We start from the raw sequence: 20,618 nt of genomic DNA on the forward strand, positions 1-20,618 counted from the left end.
CCCAGGAGACCATGAGCGCGATCGCATCAGGAAGACGCTGGTGGCACGATCTGCGGGACCCCTGGCTGCTGGCCGCGCTGGCGCTCGGTCTGGTGTTGCGCCTCACGAGCCTCGATCATGGACTCCCCCACGTCTACAATCCTGACGAAGTCAGCATCCTGTCGCGGGCGCTCTCACTCGCCTCGGGCGACTTGAACCCGCACAATTTCCTGTACCCGACGCTGTACTTCTACATCCTGGCTGCGGCGACCGGCGCGTACGCCGTCATCGCGATGATGGTTGGCCAGGCCCATTCGCTGGCCCAGTTCGAAGCGCAGTTCTGGCAGGACCCGACGAGGGTCTATCTGGTGGGCCGATCGTTGTCGGTGGCCGCTGGCGTGATCACCGTCTTCGCGGTGTATAGATTGGCTCTCCGCGTCGGTGATCGGACACTGGCTCGTGTGGCGGCGGCACTGATGGCGGTGGCCTACGTCCCGGTACGTGATGCGCACTTCCTCAAGCACGACGTGCCGGCCACGCTGTTGATCGTTGGTGCGGTCGCGGCCAGTTGGTGGGTGTGGCAGCGCGGCCGGACGCGGGACTACGTCCTTGCCGGCGCATCGGTTGGTGTCGCCTTCGCGCTGCACTACCCCGCCGCGCTCACCGTCGCCGCCCTGTTGGCGGCGCACGTGTTGCGGACACGCCGGTCGATGGCGGAACTGTTGGGTCCGCGCCTGTGGCTGGCGGCGCTCACCATCGTCGCGGTGTTCGCCGTCTGCTCGCCCTACGTGCTGGTCGACATGACGACAGCGCTGCGCGACATCCAGGCCAACGGCGCCATCATCGTTGAACGGGCTCAGCGAGTATACGGTCTGTTCGGCTCAGCCATTCCTCAACTGGAGATGCTTCGCACACAGGGTGCGGGACTCGCGTGGCTGATTGCGGCCGTGGTGGGCTGCTTCGCGCTTGTCCGTCGGTCAGCGTCGGCGTTCGTGTGGCTTGCCGCATTCCCGCTCGCGTTTTTCCTGTTCATCTCGAACACGTGGCCGTTCGGCCGCACGGCCAATCCGCTCTACCCGTTCCTCGCGGTGATGGGCGCGGCCGGCCTGGTCTGGATGAGCCGGAGATTTGGACGCTTTGCCACTCCCGCGCTCATCGGCCTGACAGCGATCGCAACTGCCCAACCGCTCGTGTCGTCTGTGCTCTTCGACTACCTCGTCGCGCAGACCGACACGCGGACATTGGCCATGTGGTGGATCGAGACGCACGTGACGGCGGGGGCCAGCGTCGCGGTTGAGCCGTACTCGGTTCAGTTGCAGCCGACGCGCGCGCAGTTGACAGCGGCGCTCCAGGCGTCGGGAATTCGACCGGAACGGGCCGGCCGGCGCTCGCGCACGCTGCTCGCCCGGTTCCCTTATCCGTCTCCGGCCTATCGTCTCTTCCATATCGGCGAAGCCGGTTTGGACGAAGACAAGATCTACATTCCCCGGGAGGCCTTCTCGCGAGGGGTGTCTGAATCGACTCAACGGGCGCCATGCGTCGACTACATCGTGCTCAAGAGTGAGGCACCTCACGGGGTCAATCCCCTGTCGCCAGTCGTCGCGGCGCATTCACGACTCGTGCACAGGGAAGACCCGTTCGCCGCCTCGACAGGGTCAGGCGATGGATTCCTCCCGGACTTTGACGTGAAGCCGTCGCTCGCGGTCGAGCGTCCGGGACCGGTGATCGAGATCTGGCAGACGCGCAACGGGTGCCAGGTGGGCGCGATCGAACGATGACCACCACGCGTACTTCATCGCAAGCGCCGCGAGCGGTGGTTGTCGGCGCAGCCGGCCTGGTCGTGGCGCTCGCTGTCGCGGCGTACTGGCCTTCGCTTGACGTCGGATTCGTCTCGGACGACTTCCTGATCCTGCACCGGGTGTCTGAATTGGGCGGCCTGCAGAACGCGGCCGCGTACTTCGGCCTGCGGCATTTTGAGTACTACCGGCCGCTCGCGTTCCTGTCGTTTGCGGCCGACTGGCAACTCTGGGCGCGGTCGCCGGCCGGGTATCACGCGACTTCCTTGTTCCTGCACGTCCTCAATACCCTGCTGGTCTTCGTGCTGTCGCGGCGGTTGATGGGCACAACTGGCGCGTTGGCGGCGGCGGCGCTCTTCGCGGTTCATCCGTCCAGCCACGAGGCCGTGATCTGGGTGGCGTCACGCTTCGATCTGCTGGCGACCGCGTGGCTGCTCGCGGGCCTGTTCGCGTTGCGCTGGAGATCGTGGACCGGTGACGCGCTGGCCGCAGTAGCATTTCTCGCGGCCGTGCTCTCGAAAGAGTCCGCATTCGCACTCCCAGTTGTCGCCGGCGCGTACCTGGTCTTCGTCCGGGGAGCGAACGGCCGGCGATTGCTTGGTCAGCTTGGGCTGTTTGCATTGTCAGGCGGCGTCTACGCGTGGCTGAGACAGGGAGCCGGGCTCGCTTCGACAGGCGGCGCGGCGCGCGTGCCAAAACTCGGAGCCCTGGCGTGCCTCCTGCTGCTCCTGGTGTTAGTCGCGCAGTTGGGCTGGACGCGCTCGTGGTCGATGCTGGGCCTGCACCGCCGTCGCGCCCGAGCGGTCGTGGCCGGAGCGATTGCCGTGGTGGGACTTCTCGCCTGCGCCGGACCCGCCGCTGAGCCGATGCGCCGAGCGCTGACGTCACTGGGGTTTGCCGCTGTCCACCTGGTGTCGCCCATCATGCTCGACTGGGCGGTAGGAACCCTGCCGCCGACCATGTGGATGGGTGGCGTTGTCGTGCTGGTGGTACTGGCGGTCGCGCTGGCTGCCGGATGGCGTCACGCCGAACGCGCGCCCCGCATGGTGTTGCTGGTCGTCTTTCTGATCGCGGTGCTGGTACCAGTATCCAGCATGACGGAAGGCACCCGTTACCTGTACCTGGCGTGCGCGCCCGCCGCGATGATCGTCGGGCTGATCATCGACAGGCTGAAGCCGAGACGACGAGCCGTGGCTTGTGCCCTGGTGGTGCTCGTGCTCGGGATCAATATCTGGCAGCTACACGTCAAGACGGGTGACTGGCTGTGGGCGTCGCGCATGAGCGAGGAGGCCGCAGCCACCATCAGCGGGACGCTCGGAGGGCGCTGTGCCGGGCAGGACATCGTGCTGGTCACGGCGCCGGTTCGCGTCCGGGGTGTCTATTCCAACCTCAACCTGGAAGGTCTGGAATGGCTGCGCGCATGCTCACCGGCCAGTATGAGAACCATCATCAGGATCGGCGTGGGTGATCCCCGGATCGACGTTCGGTGGGCGGATACGAGCAGCCTGGAGGTGCTCGCGCGGGGCTACGGCGGCGATTTTGTCACATCGAGAGACTGGCGCACCTTCGATGTTCCGCTCAACGGCTCTGGCGCCACGCGGTTCACAAGCCCCATCGGTACGTTTGAGGCCACCGACGCCGGACGGGATCTCGCGGTGCGGGTGTCGATGGATCGCGGACAGCCCCTGTCGACTTGGACGTGGTTCTTCTTCAGTGAGGGCGCACTGCACCCGCTGCGTCCACCGATCCGCTAATCCCGAAGACACTCGCGGCGTTCGGTCCCGCTACGATAGAATCGGAACTGCTGCAGCAATCGTGTTTTTCGAGGATCCCGATGGCATCCATCGACGCCTATCGTCCAGACGACGCCCGCGCGATCGTGGCTATGTACCGCCGGGTGTTCGGAAGCGATGCCGCCGAAGTCAACCGCCTGCGGTGGGAGTGGCAGTACCTGCGCAATCCGAACAATCCGGCCGCCGGGCCGCTTATCTGGGTCGCTCGCGAAGGCCCCACCATCGTCGGCCAGTACGCCACGATGCCGGTCCGCCTTCACGTGGCGGGCACCGAGATTGACGCGTCCTGGGGCATGGACGTGATGATCGCGCCGGAGCGGCAGCGGCAGGGCCTGGGCGACGTGCTGTTCCGCTGGTGGGACCAGCACGGAGACGCGTCGCTTGGTCTCGGGCTGTCCGACTCGTCGTACCGGCTGTTCCAGAAACTCCGCTGGCCCAGCGTTGGACCCGTCCCGTGCCTGGTCAAGCCGCTAACCCGCCGCGCGCTGCGCCGGCCGAACTGGCCGATGCCGCTCAATCGGCTCGTCTCGGCGCTGACGCTGCCGTTTATCCAGATCATCGCCCGCTCCAAGCCGCTACGCGCGGAGATCGTGCCCATTCGCCGGTTTGGCGAAGAATTCACGTTGCTCTGGAAGCGCCTCGCCCCGAAGTTCGACTTCGCCGTCAAACGCGATACCGCCTATCTCAACTGGAAGTTCATCGAGCCGCCGCACGTCCGCTATTCGGCCGTGGCGCTCCGGCGCGGGGACGACCTGCACGGCTACGCGATCTACCGCCACACGCGGGAACCCCGCGGCCGTATCACGTTGCTCGTCGATTTTCTAGTGGATCCAGACGACGATCTGGGCGTCAAGACCATCCTGCGATGGATTGACAACGAGGCGCGTGCAGCCGACTCGGACAAGATCCGCGTCTTCGCGATGCATGAGGGATTCCGGCGCATCATGAAGCGGTCCGGCTACTTCCAGGTGAAGTCCACGATGGAATTCACCGCCAAGATCAATGCGGTCGAGCTGCCGCCGGACTTCTACACGAACACCGGAAAGTGGCACGTCACCCTTGGCGACTCGGACCAGGACCGGTAGGCACAGGCGCTCCACATGTTCTATCTGCTCGTGGGCATCGACACCGAGGGCGACAACCAGTGGTCCGTTGAGGCACGACTCAACCAGACATTCGACAACATCTACGCGCTGCCCAAGCTTCACGCGCTGTTCCAGCGCCACCGTGTTCGCCCGACGTATCTGGTGACCTACCCGGTTGTTCAAGACGCCCGGTCGGCGGACGTGTTGCGCAGGCTGCGCGAGGGCCGCGACATCGAGATTGGGGCCCACCATCACGCGTGGGAAACGCCGCCGTGCACGGAGGCCGACGTCCGGCGGCATCCGTACGCACTTCAGTTGCCCGCCTCTCAGTTCGCGGAACAAGTGGCCTCGTTGAGTCAGGCGATCATCGACGCCATCGGCGAACGCCCGCTCTCGTACCGCTCGGGACGGTTCGGGTTCTCGGCCTCGCACGTCTCCGATCTCGAGCGTGCCGGCTACCGGATTGAATCAAGCGTCGCGCCGTTGTTCTACGAAGGCCACAAGGGCGGTCCGGACTTCGTCGGCGCGCCACCGACGCCGTATTTTCTCGCGTACGACAACCCTACGGTTCCAGGGACCAGCAACCTTCTCGAAGTTCCCGTGTCGGCCGCACTCAGCCGGCGGGTCCCGGCCGCACTCGAGCGCCTGTATGGGCGAGCGCCCAGCCCGTACATGACCAAGCGCGTGCTCAGCAAGCTCGGCATCGCGCGGGTGTTATGGCTGCGGCCCTCGTACTCGTCGCTCGATGACATGTGCGCGCTGGCCCGCCGCTTGAAGCACGACAGGGTTCCGGTCCTCAACCTGATCTTTCACTCGAGCGAGGCTATCGTCGGCGGCAGTCCGTATAACAGGACCGAACAGGAATTGGCGGACTTCTTCGATCGCCTGGGAAAGTTCCTGGCGTACGCTGTCCATGATCTGGGCGCCATTCCGGTGACCTTCAGCGAATTCCGCGCCCTGTACTGCGGAAGCCAGAAAGCGCCGGACCCGCCGACGGCGGTGGTGTCGGTCTGATGCGCATCTGTCACGTCACGTCGCATCTTCCGCCCGAACAGGGCGCCAGCGCACTCTTGCCTGTTCACCTCGGAGTCTGGGCCCGCGATGGCGGCGATACCCCAACGTATATCTCGCATCCGCCGCGGATGATCAGCTCGTCGGACGGCACCCAACCTGCCGGCGAACTCCCCGGGACCGTTGTATGGATTCCGAACAGGCGTCCCGACTGGCGGGATGGGCGGCCCGTCGCATTGTCGGCGATCAGCCAGGCGAGGCACATCTGGAGGTTGGCCAGACCGGCCATCGCCGCAGCCGACCTCATCCACACACACAGCAACGGGTTGCTGCCGAGTCTGGTCGCGTGGATCGCCGGCCGGATGGGAAAACCCGTCGTGCTCACACTCTACGGAACAGAGATCTGGCATTACACGCGAAAGTGGTTCAGACCCGACCTGTTCACGACAGCCTACCGCTCGGCGGCACGCGTCACGTTCTACAGTTCCGGCCTGCTCGACCGGGCCGTCGAGCATGGACTGTCCCGTGAAGGACTGAGCGTCATCTATCCCCCGGTGGCCGACTACTTCGCCCGGGCGGAACGTCCCGACCGCGAGGCCGCTCGCCAGAGGCTTGGGATTACGGAGCGGCATCTGCTCCTGAATGTCAAACGTCTACACCCTCTCGCGGGCCAGCGGCATCTGGTCGAGGCGATGCCTGCCGTGCTGCGAGCATTCCCCGACACCCGACTGGTGTTCTGCGGAACGGGCCCTCTGCGCAAAGAACTCACGTCGCTGGCTCGGGATCTCGGCGTCGGCGCCAAGGTGACCTTCGCGGGGCTGGTCGACAACCGAACTGTCGCGTCGTACTACGCGGCGGCCGATCTCTTCGTGCTACCATCCCAGCTCGAAGCATGCCCAACGGTTGCGGTGGAGGCACTTGCGTGCGGAACGCCGGTCGTCTCGACCGATAGCCCCGGTGGCGTCGAGTTGGGGCGACTGTTCGGCGAAGACGTACAGGTGGTCCCGCGGGAGAATCCGGCCGCGCTTGCCGCAGCCATCTCCGCAGCCCTCGGCCGCGAGCGCCGAACCAGCCCACAAACCGACGCCGTGCTGGAGCGCGAGTTCCGTCCAGCTACGGTCGCGGCGCGGTTCTCGGCCATCTATCGCGAGATCACTCGTCCTCGGCGGGGTTGACACAGATCATGGTCCGAACCCGTCTCGTCGCGCTCGTTGTCGCGTCGCTGGTCGGCGCGGCTGCCGGGGCTCTGGCGCTGCTGTTGACATACAGCGTGTCTCCGGCGGTACGGATCGAAATGGACCGAGATCTTCCCGGGACGGCGCGCGGTTTCTTCCCAGCCGAACGCGGGGGTGGAAAAACGTTTGCCTGGACCGGCCGGACGGCCGAAATCGGATGGCCCGATCTCGATCGACGCGTGCCGTGGGCCTGCACTGTCAGCCTCCTCGGATGGAGACCCCCGACGGCCCCGCTGCCGATGGTGCGCTTCACTGCTGATGGCGTGGAGATGCTGGCGTGGACGGTGCGTGGCGAGAATGACGATGTCCGGTTTGAAGTCCCGGTGCGTCCGGAGGGCAATGGCCTGGTGCTGGCGCTGGCCGTGTCCGACACGTTTCGTCCGGCCGACGATCCGAGAGACCTGGGCATCGCCGTCGATCGCATCAGTTGCCAGCCGGCGTCAGGCCGCCTGGCAATGGCGCCGTGGCCGGTACTCGGCCGCGCCGCGCTCTCGGCGGCGATATTCGGTGCGGCGCTGGGCGCGATTGGATTGACGTGGCCCATTGCGGCCGCGGGAGCGCTGCTCGTCTCAGTCGCGCAGGCAGCCCCGCTCGCGGTGGGAATGGCTCCCTATTTTGCGGGGCGGCCGGCCGCGGTTCCGCTTTCGACGGGCTTCGCCATCGCGAGTGCTGTTCTGGTGATCGCGCTCGACATCTTCCGCCGTGAGCGGCTCTCAGGACCGGCCCGCGTCGTGATCGCGCTCTCGGCGGTGTTGTGTTACTTGAAGTTGCTCGTCGTGCTGCATCCCGACATGCCGCCCGGGGATGCCGTGTTCCAGGCGCATCGACTGGAATGGGTGCTGTCGGGCCGCTATTACTTCACCTCTTTGACGCCAGATGGATACCAGTTTCCCTACGGCATCTCCCTCTATCTGATCGCGGCCCCGTTTGCGTCGCTCGTCCGGGATCACGTCGCGCTGTTGCGTGGCGTGGTCTGCGTCGCCGAAATGCTCGCCGGCCTCAGCCTCTACGCCATCGTCAGCCGGACGTGGCGTGACAGCGCCGCCGGCATCGTTGCCCTTGTCCTCTTCCATACGACGCCGATTGCGTCGGCCGTGGTGGGAACGGGAAACCTGACCAACGCCTTCGGTGAATCGATCGCGCTGCTCACGGTGGCGACCGTGGTGTCGATGCCTCTGGCCTGGCCGGCGTGGGTCTGGTTGTCGGTGCCGATGCTGGTCGCGTCGGTGGCCTTCGTCGCACATTTCAGCACGTTTATGGTGTTGGCGCTCACGCTATGCGCCATCGGCCTGGTCTACTGCGTCGTTGGCGGTCCAACGCTGCAGCGCGCGGCGTCGTGCGTGCTCATGAGTCTCGGCCTGGCTGTCGTCGTGTCTGTGCTGCTGTTCTACGGCCACTTCTGGAGCACCTATCGGGGCCAGGCGGCGCGGCTGGCTGGCGAAGTCAAGACCATCGTCGCTGTGGATCAGAAGAAGTCCGGACCGGCGCCACAGCTGTCCCCGGTACCGGCGCCGCAACAGCCGCAGACGACCCCACAGACGGCTCGGCCTGCGCCACATCGACAACGCCCGTCGGTAATGGACAGACTCTCGACGCTGGGCCGGCGGACGCGGACGGCGTACGGATGGCCCCTGCCCGCGATTGCGATGTTAGGCCTCGTCCTGCTCATCAGGCGGAAGCTTCGAGACCGCCTATCTCTGGCGATTGCCGGCTGGCTTGTCACCCTGGTGGGATGCAGCGCACTCGCCGTGTTCACCCCGCTCGAGCTGCGCTACCAGCTTGCCGTCGCACCCGCGTTGGCCATCCTGGGGGGCTTCGCCGCTGCCGTGTGGTGGCGCGCAGCCGGCTGGCGCCGATGGGCGATTGCCGCGGTCCTGACCGTGATCGTTGTCGCTGGTACACGCGGCTGGTTCGACTTGATTCTCTAACCGAAGGCGGAGGCACGCCATGTCGCTCGTCACCGACGTCAATGCTCGCATTACTCAGGCGATGAAGGCGCACGATCAGGCCGTGCTGTCGGCATTCCGAATGCTGAAGGCGGCACTCGTCAACAAGGAGATCGAGAAGGGGCACCCGCTCGATGATGCCGAGGCCCACCAGGTGGTCAGCACCATGATCAAGCAGCGGCGCGAATCGATCGATCAGTTCCTGAAAGGCGGCCGGCAGGATCTGGTGGACAAGGAGACGGCTGAACTGAAGCTGCTCGAGTCGCTCATGCCTCCTCCCGTCGGCGCCGAGGAGATCCAGGCGACAGTCGACGCAGCCATCGCGGAAACCGGGGCGACCGGCATGAAAGACATGGGCCGCCTGATGAAGGCGGTGATGGCGGCGCTGGCCGGCAAGACGGTCGACGGCAAGACCGTTAACGAACTCGTCAGGAAGAAGCTGGCTGGGGGTTAGCGTCGGTGGGGGGGCGGCAGCCCGCCGCCCGAACCTGTCGTCAAGAGTCGAGAACCCCTCCGACACGATCGTCAGCAGCGCGTCGCGGGCAATCTTGAGTGCCTTCAGCTCACCTTCGTGGGCAGCGCGCATCTGAAGGCGTTCGACGATTTGAGCAGCGTCAATCAGATTCATGTCCGTGGTGCCAGAGACCCGGGGGCGCGCGGGGGCGACGGGCCAACCGCCCTCGAATCAATCCTCTCGAGGGCAGCGTCTCAGTTTTGATACAGCCGGGCAAGCGACAAGTAACGACATCTGGCGTCATGGCGTGATTTGGCGTCACTTGGTGTGAGGTGGCGCACCCTGAGCGGTCCCGACCCGAACTATTTTCCGGGTTCGACCGTCATAACGGTTGACAGGGTAGTTAACGGTCCTGTCTATCCTCCTCCGGGGCACTCGCCTCCCGACAAGGCGAGTGCCCACCTCCCCCGTTTCACTGGCCGCACAAACAACCCCCAATCAATCCAACGCGTTGGATTCAGGTCTGGCTTGGGTGGACACTACCTGACCGATCCCGCTGAGCGGTCAGGGTTGTGCTACGCTGGCATGCATCGATGTCCTCCGACCCGTCCGCGCCGGTCCCAACCGGACCATCTGAGGTCGCGCCTCCCCGGCTTGCCAGGTCGGCCGGGATCATTGGTGCCGCCACCATGACCAGCCGCATCCTCGGGCTGGTGCGGGACCAGATCATGGCCTACCTGTTCGGCGCGGGCGACCACATGGACGCCTACAACGTCGCCTTCCGCATCCCTAATCTGGTCCGCGACCTGTTTGCCGAAGGCGCGATGAGCGCCGCGTTTGTCCCGACGTTCACCCGCACGCTGACGCTTGAGGGTCGGGAGCGGGCCTGGCGCTTGGGCAATATGGTGATCAATGCCCTGGTTCTGACCACGCTCGCCGTGGTGGTGCTGGGGCTCGTCTTTGCCTCGCCGATTGCGACGGCGTTTGCGTCGAAATACGCCGCGGTGCCGGGCAAACTCGAACTGACCGTGATGCTGACGCGGATCATGTTCCCGTTTCTGACGATGGTGGCGGTGGCGGCGGCGTTGATGGGCATGCTGAACTCGCTGCACCGGTTCTTCGTGCCGGCGTTCTCCCCGGCGATGTTCAATGTCGGGTCGATTCTGTGCACGATTGGGCTGGTCCCGGTGATGCCCCTGCTCGGTTTGCCGGCGATCGTGGCGCCAGCGATTGGCGTGCTGGTCGGGGGAATGCTCCAGGCGGGCGTCCAATGGCCGTCGTTGCGTGCCGAGGGATTCCGCTACCACACAGGGCTCGATATCCGGGACGAGGGCCTTCGGCAGGTCCTGGTGCTGATGGGGCCGGGCGTGATCGGCCTGGCCGCTGTGCAGATCAACCTGTTGGTGAACACGATTCTGGCGACCGGCGAAGGCACCGGCGCGGTGTCCTGCCTCGGGTACGCGTTCAGGCTGATGTACATGCCGATTGGCCTGTTCGGCGTGTCGATTGCCACTGCCTCGCTGCCGACGTTGAGCCGGCAGGCGGCCCACAACGATCTGGCGGAGATGCGCGCCACGATCTCGCGTGGCCTGCGCCTGATGCTCATGTTGAATGTGCCGGCCACGGTCGGCCTGATTGCGCTGGCCACGCCGATTGTCGCGCTCATCTTCGAACACGGGCGGTTTTCGACGGCGGACACGGCGAACACGGCCGCGGCCTTGATGTTCTACGCGCCGGGGCTCGTGGGCTACTCGGCGGTCAAGATGGCCGTGCCTGCTCTCTATGCGTTGAAGGACAGCCGGACGCCCGTGATGGTCTCGATGGCCACGGTGCTCCTCAACGTGGGCCTCAATATCGCGCTGGTCCAGGTGATGAGTTTCCGCGGTCTGGCATTGGGAACAGCCGCCAGCGCGATCTGCAATGCGGCCATCCTGCTCTGGGTGCTGCGTGGGCGACTGGGCGGCCTCGACGGACGTCGCGTGGCAACCGCCATGGGCAAGATCTCTGTCGCGTCTGCGTTGATGGGCCTGGCTGCGTGGGGAACGGACTGGGCGATCGCGAGCGGGTTGCCGTCGCATACGCTGCCGGTTCTGGCATTGCGCGTCGGCGCGTCGATTGGCGTTGCCCTCGTCGTGCTGGACATCGCGGCGCGCGCGATTCACATCGAGGAATTCGTGGAGGCGCGGGCCACGGTCGTCTCACGGCTGAAGCGTCTGCGAGCATGAGCGAACGTCGGTCGCTCAATCCAACCGTCTACCGGATGGCGAGCGCGCACTTCGTCGCCGACGCCTACTCCAATCTGTATGTGCCGCTCCTGCCGGCGCTGATCTCCCGCTTGGGACTCTCGCTCGCGGCAGCCGGCATGATGGTCATGGTGTACCAGCTCGCGACCTCGGTCTCGCAACTGGGGTTTGGCCGGCTCGCGGATCGCTGGAATCCGCGCGTGCTGCTGGTGGCTGGCCCGCTCCTGTCGGTGGCGGTGTTGAGCCTGATAGGCCTCGTCTGGTCGCCGGGAACACTGGCGGCCTGCCTCATCATAGGCGGACTGGGCGGCGCCGCGTTCCATCCCACGGCCGCCGCCGTCGTCAATCGTCTTGGGGGCAGTCGGCGGGGGCTGGCCATGGCCATTCACATCACGGGCGGATCGATCGGCTACTCGCTGGGACCGATGGTGTTCGCGCCATATGTCGATCGTTTCGGACTTGGATGGACGCCGTGGCTGGCCATCCCGGGATTGATTCTGCTCGGTCTCGTGCTGGCCGGCTTGCCGCCGGTCAAGCCGTTCGGTGGTCATGGGCCGAGTGGATTCCGGCAGCTGCGGCCATTTGCACGGCCGTTGTTCTTTCTGTATGCCATCGTCGTGCTGAGAACGCTCACCTCGTTGGGATTTGCGACCTTCGTGCCCGTGCTGTTGACCCGTCGGGGATGGTCGGTTGGGATGGCTGGCGTGGCGATCTCCGTCTACCTGTTTACGGGAAGCGTCGGAGGATTCCTTGGTGGACCGCTCTCGGATCGGTTTGGAGCGAAGCGGATCATTGGCGCGTCGCTACTGGCGGCCGTGCCCTTCCTGGCGTTGGCGCCGTCGATGTCAGGCGGGTGGTTTGTCGTGATGATGGCGGTGGGCGGGTTCTTTCTGAATTCCACGCTCCCGGTCAACGTGACCTTTGCGCACCAACTCGCACCGATCAGCGCGGCCACGGTCTCGTCGCTGATGATGGGTGTCGCGTGGGGCACAGGCGGCCTGACTGTGCCTGTCGTCGGCGCCCTGGCGGATCGGTTTGGTATCGAGCCCACGCTGACGTTGCTGGCACTGGTGCCGCTGGCCGGCGCGGCGTGCGCCTGGCCATTGCCTCCCGGATCCGGGCACGGAACTTCGGATCCGAACGACGCCTCTGGTATTGTTGGAGTCTGATATGAGTCCGCCTTCTTCGCCCAACGCCTCGTACAGTTTCGGACCCGGCAGATTGACGCCCGCCGTCAAGGCGCTGATCATCGCCAACGTCGTCTGCTACCTGGCGACGTACGTGGTACAGACTGAGGCGGTCATCTACCTGTTCGGGCTTCGGCCCGGCGCGGTGGTCGAGGGATTGTGGGTGTGGCAGCCCGTCACCTACATGTTCCTGCACGGAGGGCTGTTCCATTTGCTCTTCAACATGCTGGCGCTCTGGATGTTCGGCGTTGAACTCGAGCGGTTATGGGGCACGCGGTTCTTCACGACGTACTACTTCGTCGCCGGTGTCGGCGCTGCACTGACCACCATTCTGTGTTCGCTGCTCTGGCACTTCGCTGCAACCCAGGACTCCTGGCTGTTCCAGTTCGCCGAGCCCCTGTACACGTTCCCTACGGTCGGGGCATCCGGTGCCATCTATGGCCTGTTGCTCGCCTACGGGCTGACATGGCCAAACCGTCCGATCTACGTGTACGCGGTATTCCCGATCCCCGCGAAGGTGTTCGTCATCATCTTCGGGGTCATCGAGTTGCTTTCGTCGATCAGCGGCTCGCGGTCGGGCGTGGCGCACGCGACGCATCTTGGCGGAATCGTCGCCGGATACCTGTACCTCGTCTGGCGACGGGGCAATATGGCGTCGCAGGTGCGGTCCCAGATCCTGCGCTGGCGGCTGAACAGGCTGCGTCGTCGGTTCAACGTCCACGAGGGCGGCCGCCAGAACGACACCAATCGCCGGATTCACTAGCGCCGTCGGCCGCGACGCCCCCGGGTTGCTGGACACCGCCCTCAGAATTGCTAGATGACGTCGACTGAGCACGACTTGATCGTCAGGCCCTACGCCAGCCAGGACTATGTCCGCCTGTTGGCCCTGTTGCGAGAGGTCTGGTCTCACAAGCGCGACATCGAGAACGACGTCCAGAATCGCTGGTGGTGGCAATGGGATGAGCCGCCACTGTACGTCGTCGAGGATCCTGCTCAGGGCACGCTCGCAGGCCTGTGCGCCTACATCCCGTTCGCGTTACGGACCAACGGCGTGGAGCTGCCATCCGCATGGTTCGTCGATTTCTACGTGCGGCCGGACTATCAGGGCAAGGGACTCGGCAAGCGCCTCACACAAGCGGTTCAGAACAGGCATGCGGTCACCGCGTCGCTCTCCCAGACGGCAATGGCCTACCGGGTGTTTCACAAGCTGGGTTGGAGCGACCGGTCCCCGGTCACACTCTACGTGCACCCGCTTCCGCGGCGATGGATGTTCCGGTCGGCATCGCGACAGCACCGGATCGTGACCGCTGCCATTGACGGCTCGCTATCGGTCTGGCTGGATGTTGACGCGCTGTGGATGCGGGTGAGGAACGAGTTTCCAGGCATCGCCGTTCGCACAAGCGCGACCCTGCTCGCGCGATACACGACACAGGGAAATCGCCAGTACGTCCTCGTGTGTGTCTATCGTGGGCAGGCGTTAGTCGGATATATGATCGTGCGCGTGGTTGATGCCCTCTCGAACAACGCCAGGTCCCCTCAGGGCCTGATTGTCGACTACCTCGTGCATCCAGGCGATGCGGCCGCGTTTGGCGCCCTGCTTTCCGAAGCGGCCTCGACGCTGGTGGCTCGCGGCGTCAACCGGATCTATGCGATCTCGACCCTGCCAGCCTGCCAGCGTGTCCTGCGCGCCCGCGGCTTCCTGTCTCCGTCCACGCCGCTGCTGGGACGCTGGGTCAAGGGCAATACCAAGTGGTTCACGTACACGGCGAAGGCGGTATCGTCTTTGCCCGTCCCGGCGGAGTGGCATTTGACACTCGGGGATTGCGACCTTGACTACGCGTGGTTCAGAGGCTGAGAACATGCGCGAGATCAGGGACGACCTCATCAAAGAGCACGCGGGACGCCGGTTCCGCTCCGAGTACGACTACGCGCTCTTTGAGTACTACCGCAGCGCCAAGCTGATCGCGTTTCTGGATCGCGCGGGCGTGCGGATTGGCGGGCGCGTGCTCGATTGCGGCTGCGGAGGCGGCGGCATGGTGCTGTCACTGGCCGAGCACGCGGACCACGTGACCGGCATCGATCCGATGGATCGATTCAGCCAGGCCGGCGTCACGCTGGCGCGCGAACGGCACATCGATAACGTGTCGTTTGTCCGCACCGATGGTATGGCGCTCCCCTTCGCCTCGGGCACGTTCGACCTCGTGTTATCGCATTCGGTCATCGAACACGTCGCTGACGCCGCGCGCTATCTGAAGGAATGCCGCCGCGTGATGAAGAATGGCGGCCGATTCTACCTGTCGACGGCTCCGTACCTGTCGCCGGCCGGGGCACACCTGCCCCGTCTCCTGGTGCCTGTACCGGTGCATCTGATCCTGGGGAGACCCCTGGCCTTCAGGACGTTCCGCTGGCTGGCACGCCACGCGCCGTGGATGCTGCGCGAGCCCGCCCACGAGAACTCATTTATCCGCGATGCGCGCCTAGGGCTCGTCAAGCACGATGACGTGTTGGAGAAAGTCCGGATGCGCCGGCTTCGCGGCCTGATCGCCGATGCCGGGCTGCGCGTCGTGCACGAGCATCTGCACGTGATCGGGAGTGTCCGGCGCCTGCCTCCCGCGATCAGTCGATGGCTCCGCGACAGCCGACTCACGCAGGACGTGGTGCTCGGCAATGTCGAGTACGTCCTGTCGCCCGAACTCTGAGCCCGTATCAAACCGCAGCCGGTCTTTCCCCCTGGGATCGCCACGCTCTAGCGTGGCTTGCAGACTTGCCGGGCTGTCCGCCTCCGCGCCAGAGCGCTACGGCGAGACCTGGACGAAGCTCAACGAGCGAAGTCGGGGAGCCCGGCGTTCCCGGGGTATCCCTGCGAGGCCCGCCGGGAGGATGCGGGTGCCGGACTGGCAACTGACGGGTGGTTGGCCCAATCTGCTGGCATCATGACCGCGTCGGGCGCGAGCGTGTCAGCGCCGACCCAAGCTCCATCAACCCCGACAGCCGCACAGCCACTTCTCCCGTCATCATCGGCTTGCCGAGATTGTACCGCCTCAGTTCGAAGATATCGGCGTCGGGGCCATTGTTCCCGTAGACGGTCGTCAACGCGCTCGAGAAGCCGTGCGCTTTCAGCAGGCCCTTCGTCGTGCTGTTGAAATCCCCACGCCGGCCGTTGGGATAGCAGAACAGGTCGCACGAGATGCCAAGACGTTCCTCGATGATGTGCTTCGAGATGCGCAGTTCGTCAGCGGCCCGTGCCGGTTCGCAGCGTGACATGATGACGTGCGTGTGGGTGTGGCTGCCAATCGAGACGAGGCCGCTCCGGACCATTTCAGCCGTTTCGCTCCAGGGCAGCGGGTCGTAGATCTCTGTGCCGCCCGCGGCGTGGTACACGCTGCATCCAGCGGCGCGTTCGATTCGGTCGACCGTCTGGTCTCGCCCTTCCTGCGGCAGGGCCTTGAGGCTCGAACGCAGGCGCCAATCGGCGGCCATCTTCGACTGGGCGTTTGTCAGTGCCAGGCTGAGCGACTCGCTCCCAATCGTCACATTGAGGACGTCGGCGGTCGCGTGGTTCACCGCGTACTCGACACGGTCGGTCCACAGGAAGCGGCGATTGTCGACGAAGTCGGTGGCCAGAAACACCGAGGCTGGCACCTGAAACTGCTTCAGGGCCGGATACGCCACCGAGTAGATCGACCGGTAGCCGTCATCGATGGTGATGACCGCGGTGCGCTGAGGCAGCGGTGAGCCGGTGGTCCATGCGCGAACCACGTCCTGCAGCGGGACGACGGTGTAATGCTGCGTCAGAAACGCCAGGTGCTGCTGGAACGCGCGGACGTGGACGTGCTTGCCCTCGTGGTTCTCGATGCCTTGATGTGAGTCGGCTGCCGTGAACCCGTGATACATGGCGATCACGACCCTGGCGCGGTTCAGGCGCCTCGCGGCTCGATACAGTTGAGTCCTGTAGAACACCGGGAGCAGAAAACGTTCTGAGGTCGGACCGGACATCGGGTGCCTACAGCGTTCCGCGCACGGAGCAGGTGTCGGGACGAATTACCGTCGGCATGCTTTTCTCATTACAGAACTGTAATCAGTCCACGCCAACGACACTTCTGTAATCCAAACGAGACCCTGTCGATAATTCGTCCCGACCCCTACGCTTCCGCAGATCTTGAAACCGTCTCTATAACGTCCCCCGGACGTACCCGCCATCGACGAGGATGTTCGTGCCGGTAATGTAGCTGCCTCGATCAGATGCGAGGAACACCACCATGTCAGCGAGTTCGGACGGTTCAGCCATCCGCCCAAGTGGGATGTTCTGCACGGTCCGGCGCTCGACGGTCTCGACCGGCACGCCTTCCCGGCGCGCCGTCGCCTCGGCGAGTTCGATGACGCGATCCGTGCGCGTGTACCCGGGGGCCACGCTGTTGACGAGAATGCCGTCCCGGGCCAGCTCATTCGACAGGGTCTTGGACAATCCCACGACCGCGGGCCGGAGCACGTTCGAGAGGATGAGGCCGGCCACGGGCTGCTTCGACGAAATCGACGTGATGTTGATGATGCGCCCGCCGCCGCGCCGCTTCATGTGCGGCACGGCTTCGTAACACAGGTCCACCACGCTCATCAGCAACAGGTCGACGGCAGCGCGCCAGTCCGACGAGGTCAGCGCGCTGAAGAGCCCCGCTTTGGGCCCTCCGGAGTTGGTGACCATGATGTCGAGACCGCCGAAATGTTCCACCGTCTGCTGCACCAGCCTCGCGATATCTGCCCGCTTGGTCAGGTCGGCCGCGATGGCGAACACCTCGGCGCCGGTCGCGGCGGCGACCTCCGCGGCTGCCGCCTCGAGCGTCGGCATGTGGCGCGCGCACATGGCGACCCGCGCGCCTTCGGCGGCCAATCCCATGGCGGTCGCCTTGCCAAGGCCCCGGCTCGCCGCGCATACCAACGCCACTTTTCCGTGCAGTCCAGTATCCATAACAATGCCTCGTACTTAGCCTGTCTCGTCATTCCGGCGAACGCCGGAATCCAGCCAGGGTTCCTCTCTGGATGCCGGATGCCACCCCAACGCGGCTGCCGCGTTGGGGACCCCGGATGCCGCCGGCATGACGAATCACACAAGTCAATCGCGCCCCGATCTCGCGTTACCTCCGGAAATAGTCATCCGTCTTGTCGATCCAGTCCTGCCGAATCGGGCTGAAGACGTCCAGTTCAACCGTGTCTTCAAGCGCCTCGGCCTTGTGCGCGACCCACGACGGGATGCACAGCACGTCGCCTGCACGCAGGATGATGGAGGCATCATTGATGTCGAACTTCAACGCCCCCTCGAGGATGTAGGTCATCTGCTCGGACTCGTGATCGTGCGTCGGCACGATGGCGCCACGCTTCAGGTACACCATGGCCATCATCTCCCGTTCGCCGCTGATCACCTTCCGTGTGATCTCCCCGGTCACCTGCTCGTGCGGCATCTCATCCCACCGATACTGCCGGACCTCTGGCGTCGCCATGCTGTCCACCTCTCTCCGGCCCTTCTCGAACCGTGACGCAAATCTTGGCGATCCACGTCCCGGCCACCACCGGTCACCACCCCAACGCGGCTGCCGCGTCGGGGGCCCTGGCCACCACCGGTCGGGCGCAATCATAGCACCCGGAACCCGATGATATAATTAGACTTTCCGTGAGTCACGATCAGAGTCGATGTGGCGGGCTGACTTCTCCGGCAGTCGCCGGCTGGCGCCCCCGTGAGGACCCATGATGGAGATGCAGCCCCTGGCTGATGCGACAGGCGCACCAGCCCTCCAGATGCCACAACCGGGACCGGATGTGCTGCGGCAGGCGTACCGCACGATGTACTTGTCGCGGAAGATCGACGACAAGGAAATCCAGCTCAAGAACCAGAGCCAGATCTTCTTCCAGATCAGCGGCGCTGGACACGAGGCAGTACTGGTGGCGGCCGGTCTCTGCCTCAAGCCTGCCCACGACTGGTTCTTTCCGTACTATCGCGACCGGGCACTCTGCCTGGTCCTTGGCGTCTCCCCGTACGAAATGTTCCTCCAGGCAGTCGCTGCGGCCGACGACCCGGCCTCGGGCGGACGCCAGATGCCCTCGCACTGGGGCAGCGCCAGGCTGAACATCGTCTCGCAGGGCAGCGCCACCGGATCGCAGTGCCTCCATGCGGTTGGCTGTGCGCAGGCGGGCCTGATGTACGCCACGCTTCCGGGCATCGACGATGGCGAGCGGCGATTCAAGACAGATGAGGTCGCGTACGTCTCGATCGGAGACGGCACGACGAGCGAAGGTGAGTTCTGGGAATCCCTGAACACAGCCTGCAGCCTGCGCCTGCCAGTGGTCTACCTGGTCGAGGACAACGGGTGGGCCATTTCGGTGCCGGTCGAAGTCCAGACCCCGGGCGGCAGCATTTCCCGACTCGTGAGTCACTTCCCCAACCTGTTGGTCGCCACGGCCGATGGCACCGACTTCGGCGACAGCTTTCGGGCGATGTCCGAGGCGGTGGCCTATGCGCGCGCGCGCCGCGGCCCGGCTCTGGTTCACGCGTCGGTCATCCGCCCGTACTCCCACTCGTTGTCTGACGATGAGCGGTTGTACAAGACGCCTGAAGAGCGGGAACAGGAAGCCCGGCGCGATCCGGTCAGGAAGATGGCTGCCTTGCTCCGCACACAAGGCCTCCTCTCCGAAAAGGAGTTCGATGCCCTCCACGCCGAGGTCGAGCGTGAGATAAACGACGCCGCCAAGCGCGCGCTTGGCGCGGCCAAACCCGCCAGGGACACGGCCGCGCTGTGGGTGTTCTCGCCAGACGTCGATCCGGCCTCCGAGGCGTTTGCCACACTGCTTCAGCCAGACGGCAAACCCGTCACGATGGTGGCGGCCATCAACCGCACGCTGAAAGACGAAATGGCGATCAATCCGCGCATCGTCGTCTTCGGCGAGGATGTCGCCGACTGCAGCCGCCGGGCCAGTCTCGAGGAGGTGCAGGGCAAGGGCGGCGTGTTCAAGGTCACGCATGGCCTGCAGCGTACGTTCGGCGCCGACCGGGTGTTCAATTCCCCGCTGGCCGAGGCGAACATCATCGGCCGCGCGGTGGGCATGAGCGTTCGCGGATTCAAGCCGGTGGTTGAGATCCAGTTCTTCGACTACATCTGGCCGGCCATGCAGCAGTTGCGCGACGAGATGGCGATGATGCGCTATCGATCCGGCAATACGTGGGCGTGCCCGATGGTGGTGCGCGTGCCGATCGGTGGGTATCTGCGCGGCGGTGCCCCGTACCACAGCCAGACCGGGGAGAGTATCTTCGTCCACTCGCCAGGCATTCGAATCGTGTATCCATCAAACGCGCAGGACGCCGCCGGGTTGCTGCGGACCGCGATCCGATGCGACGATCCGGTGATGTTTCTGGAGCACAAGCACCTGTACCGGCAGACGTACAACAAGGGCGAGTATCCCGGTCGCGACTACACCATCCCGTTCGGTAAGGCCGCCGTGAAGCGCGAGGGCACCGACGTGGTGGTCGTCACGTGGGGCGCGCTCGTGCAGCGGTCGCTGCTCGCCGCCCAGCAGGCCGAGAAGGACGGCATCAGCGTGGCGGTCGTTGATCTGCGCACGCTGGCGCCTTGCGACTGGACCAGCATCGGCGAATGGGTGACGCGAACAAGCCGCGTGGTCATTGCGCACGAAGAACAGCTGACCTGCGGATTCGGGGCGGAAATCGCCGCACGGATCGCGCAGGATCATTTCCAGCACCTGGATGCCCCCGTCCGGCGAGTCGCGTCGCTCGATACTCCCGTCGCGTATTGTCCGGATCTCGAAGACGTGATCCTGCCAAACGCCGCGAGTGTGCTCGCGGCCATCCAGGAAACGGCTCGATACTAGCGTGGCACCCGTCGCGG

The 20,618-nt window shown here is 65.1% G+C and carries 16 protein-coding genes; 13 read left to right on the top strand and 3 right to left on the bottom strand.

Annotated features, from left to right (window positions below; translation table 11 throughout):
• Window positions 1–11 precede the first annotated feature (11 nt).
• From NT151_01330 to NT151_01385, 12 genes are all read left to right on the top strand, one after another.
• Complete coding sequence (locus NT151_01330; protein MCX6537566.1) at window positions 12–1,757, top strand: glycosyltransferase family 39 protein; 1,746 nt, start codon at window positions 12–14, stop codon at window positions 1,755–1,757.
• Window positions 1,754–3,529 (top strand): hypothetical protein, encoded by a 1,776-nt coding sequence (locus NT151_01335; GenBank protein ID MCX6537567.1) that lies wholly within the window; start codon window positions 1,754–1,756, stop codon window positions 3,527–3,529. The genes NT151_01330 and NT151_01335 overlap by 4 nt, the downstream gene beginning before the upstream one ends.
• 80 nt (window positions 3,530–3,609) lie before the next feature.
• Window positions 3,610–4,653, top strand: coding sequence for a GNAT family N-acetyltransferase (locus NT151_01340; protein ID MCX6537568.1), 1,044 nt, complete (start codon window positions 3,610–3,612; stop codon window positions 4,651–4,653).
• A 15-nt stretch (window positions 4,654–4,668) separates the two neighbouring features.
• A complete protein-coding gene (locus NT151_01345; protein ID MCX6537569.1) occupies window positions 4,669–5,667 on the top strand; it encodes a polysaccharide deacetylase family protein in 999 nt (332 codons plus the stop codon).
• Window positions 5,667–6,839, top strand: coding sequence for a glycosyltransferase (locus NT151_01350; protein MCX6537570.1), 1,173 nt, complete (start codon window positions 5,667–5,669; stop codon window positions 6,837–6,839). The genes NT151_01345 and NT151_01350 overlap by 1 nt, the downstream gene beginning before the upstream one ends.
• 8 nt (window positions 6,840–6,847) lie before the next feature.
• Entirely contained in the window at window positions 6,848–8,827 is a 1,980-nt protein-coding gene (locus NT151_01355) for a hypothetical protein (GenBank protein MCX6537571.1), read from the top strand.
• A gap of 19 nt (window positions 8,828–8,846) precedes the next feature.
• Window positions 8,847–9,299 (top strand): GatB/YqeY domain-containing protein, encoded by a 453-nt coding sequence (locus NT151_01360; GenBank protein MCX6537572.1) that lies wholly within the window; start codon window positions 8,847–8,849, stop codon window positions 9,297–9,299.
• A 593-nt stretch (window positions 9,300–9,892) separates the two neighbouring features.
• On the top strand, window positions 9,893–11,524 hold the full coding sequence (gene murJ / locus NT151_01365; protein MCX6537573.1) for a murein biosynthesis integral membrane protein MurJ: 1,632 nt from the start codon (window positions 9,893–9,895) through the stop codon (window positions 11,522–11,524).
• Window positions 11,521–12,711: an MFS transporter gene (locus NT151_01370; protein MCX6537574.1), complete on the top strand. Its 1,191-nt coding sequence runs from the start codon at window positions 11,521–11,523 to the stop codon at window positions 12,709–12,711. Before murJ ends, NT151_01370 begins: the two co-directional genes overlap by 4 nt.
• Before the next feature lies 1 nt (window position 12,712).
• Window positions 12,713–13,492, top strand: a complete 780-nt coding sequence (locus NT151_01375) for a rhomboid family intramembrane serine protease (GenBank protein ID MCX6537575.1) — start codon at window positions 12,713–12,715, stop codon at window positions 13,490–13,492.
• A 54-nt stretch (window positions 13,493–13,546) separates the two neighbouring features.
• Window positions 13,547–14,584: a GNAT family N-acetyltransferase gene (locus NT151_01380; GenBank protein ID MCX6537576.1), complete on the top strand. Its 1,038-nt coding sequence runs from the start codon at window positions 13,547–13,549 to the stop codon at window positions 14,582–14,584.
• A 4-nt stretch (window positions 14,585–14,588) separates the two neighbouring features.
• Window positions 14,589–15,428 (top strand): class I SAM-dependent methyltransferase, encoded by an 840-nt coding sequence (locus NT151_01385; GenBank protein MCX6537577.1) that lies wholly within the window; start codon window positions 14,589–14,591, stop codon window positions 15,426–15,428.
• 232 nt (window positions 15,429–15,660) lie between these two features.
• On the opposite strand, the gene NT151_01390 is transcribed toward NT151_01385, so the two are convergent.
• The 3 genes from NT151_01390 to NT151_01400 all read right to left on the bottom strand — a co-directional run bounded on the left by NT151_01390 (window position 15,661) and on the right by NT151_01400 (window position 18,221).
• A complete protein-coding gene (locus NT151_01390; protein MCX6537578.1) occupies window positions 15,661–16,725 on the bottom strand; it encodes a polysaccharide deacetylase family protein in 1,065 nt (354 codons plus the stop codon).
• A gap of 175 nt (window positions 16,726–16,900) precedes the next feature.
• Window positions 16,901–17,692 carry an SDR family oxidoreductase gene (locus NT151_01395; protein MCX6537579.1) on the bottom strand — a complete coding sequence of 264 codons (792 nt, stop codon included), beginning with the start codon at window positions 17,690–17,692 and terminating at the stop codon, window positions 16,901–16,903.
• 166 nt (window positions 17,693–17,858) lie between these two features.
• Window positions 17,859–18,221, bottom strand: coding sequence for a cupin domain-containing protein (locus NT151_01400; protein MCX6537580.1), 363 nt, complete (start codon window positions 18,219–18,221; stop codon window positions 17,859–17,861).
• 253 nt (window positions 18,222–18,474) lie between these two features.
• On the opposite strand from NT151_01400, the gene NT151_01405 reads away from it, so the two are divergent.
• Window positions 18,475–20,601 carry a dehydrogenase E1 component subunit alpha/beta gene (locus NT151_01405; GenBank protein MCX6537581.1) on the top strand — a complete coding sequence of 709 codons (2,127 nt, stop codon included), beginning with the start codon at window positions 18,475–18,477 and terminating at the stop codon, window positions 20,599–20,601.
• Window positions 20,602–20,618 lie beyond the last annotated feature (17 nt).

It is taken from the genome of Acidobacteriota bacterium (assembly GCA_026393675.1).
GTDB lineage: Bacteria > Acidobacteriota > Vicinamibacteria > Vicinamibacterales > JAKQTR01 > JBAXOX01.

What these genes read in the sequence shown, in the direction of transcription:
- NT151_01395 (MCX6537579.1), bottom strand. Translation starts at nt 17,692, where the DNA reads ATGGATACTGGACTGCACGGAAAAGTGGCGTTGGTATGCGCGGCGAGC.
- NT151_01335 (MCX6537567.1), top strand. Translation starts at nt 1,754, where the DNA reads ATGACCACCACGCGTACTTCATCGCAAGCGCCGCGAGCGGTGGTTGTC.
- NT151_01380 (MCX6537576.1), top strand. Translation starts at nt 13,547, where the DNA reads ATGACGTCGACTGAGCACGACTTGATCGTCAGGCCCTACGCCAGCCAG.
- NT151_01375 (MCX6537575.1), top strand. Translation starts at nt 12,713, where the DNA reads ATGAGTCCGCCTTCTTCGCCCAACGCCTCGTACAGTTTCGGACCCGGC.
- murJ (MCX6537573.1), top strand. Translation starts at nt 9,893, where the DNA reads ATGTCCTCCGACCCGTCCGCGCCGGTCCCAACCGGACCATCTGAGGTC.
- NT151_01330 (MCX6537566.1), top strand. Translation starts at nt 12, where the DNA reads ATGAGCGCGATCGCATCAGGAAGACGCTGGTGGCACGATCTGCGGGAC.
- NT151_01405 (MCX6537581.1), top strand. Translation starts at nt 18,475, where the DNA reads ATGCAGCCCCTGGCTGATGCGACAGGCGCACCAGCCCTCCAGATGCCA.
- NT151_01370 (MCX6537574.1), top strand. Translation starts at nt 11,521, where the DNA reads ATGAGCGAACGTCGGTCGCTCAATCCAACCGTCTACCGGATGGCGAGC.
- NT151_01345 (MCX6537569.1), top strand. Translation starts at nt 4,669, where the DNA reads ATGTTCTATCTGCTCGTGGGCATCGACACCGAGGGCGACAACCAGTGG.
- NT151_01385 (MCX6537577.1), top strand. Translation starts at nt 14,589, where the DNA reads ATGCGCGAGATCAGGGACGACCTCATCAAAGAGCACGCGGGACGCCGG.
- NT151_01350 (MCX6537570.1), top strand. Translation starts at nt 5,667, where the DNA reads ATGCGCATCTGTCACGTCACGTCGCATCTTCCGCCCGAACAGGGCGCC.
- NT151_01340 (MCX6537568.1), top strand. Translation starts at nt 3,610, where the DNA reads ATGGCATCCATCGACGCCTATCGTCCAGACGACGCCCGCGCGATCGTG.
- NT151_01355 (MCX6537571.1), top strand. Translation starts at nt 6,848, where the DNA reads ATGGTCCGAACCCGTCTCGTCGCGCTCGTTGTCGCGTCGCTGGTCGGC.
- NT151_01400 (MCX6537580.1), bottom strand. Translation starts at nt 18,221, where the DNA reads ATGGCGACGCCAGAGGTCCGGCAGTATCGGTGGGATGAGATGCCGCAC.
- NT151_01360 (MCX6537572.1), top strand. Translation starts at nt 8,847, where the DNA reads ATGTCGCTCGTCACCGACGTCAATGCTCGCATTACTCAGGCGATGAAG.
- NT151_01390 (MCX6537578.1), bottom strand. Translation starts at nt 16,725, where the DNA reads ATGTCCGGTCCGACCTCAGAACGTTTTCTGCTCCCGGTGTTCTACAGG.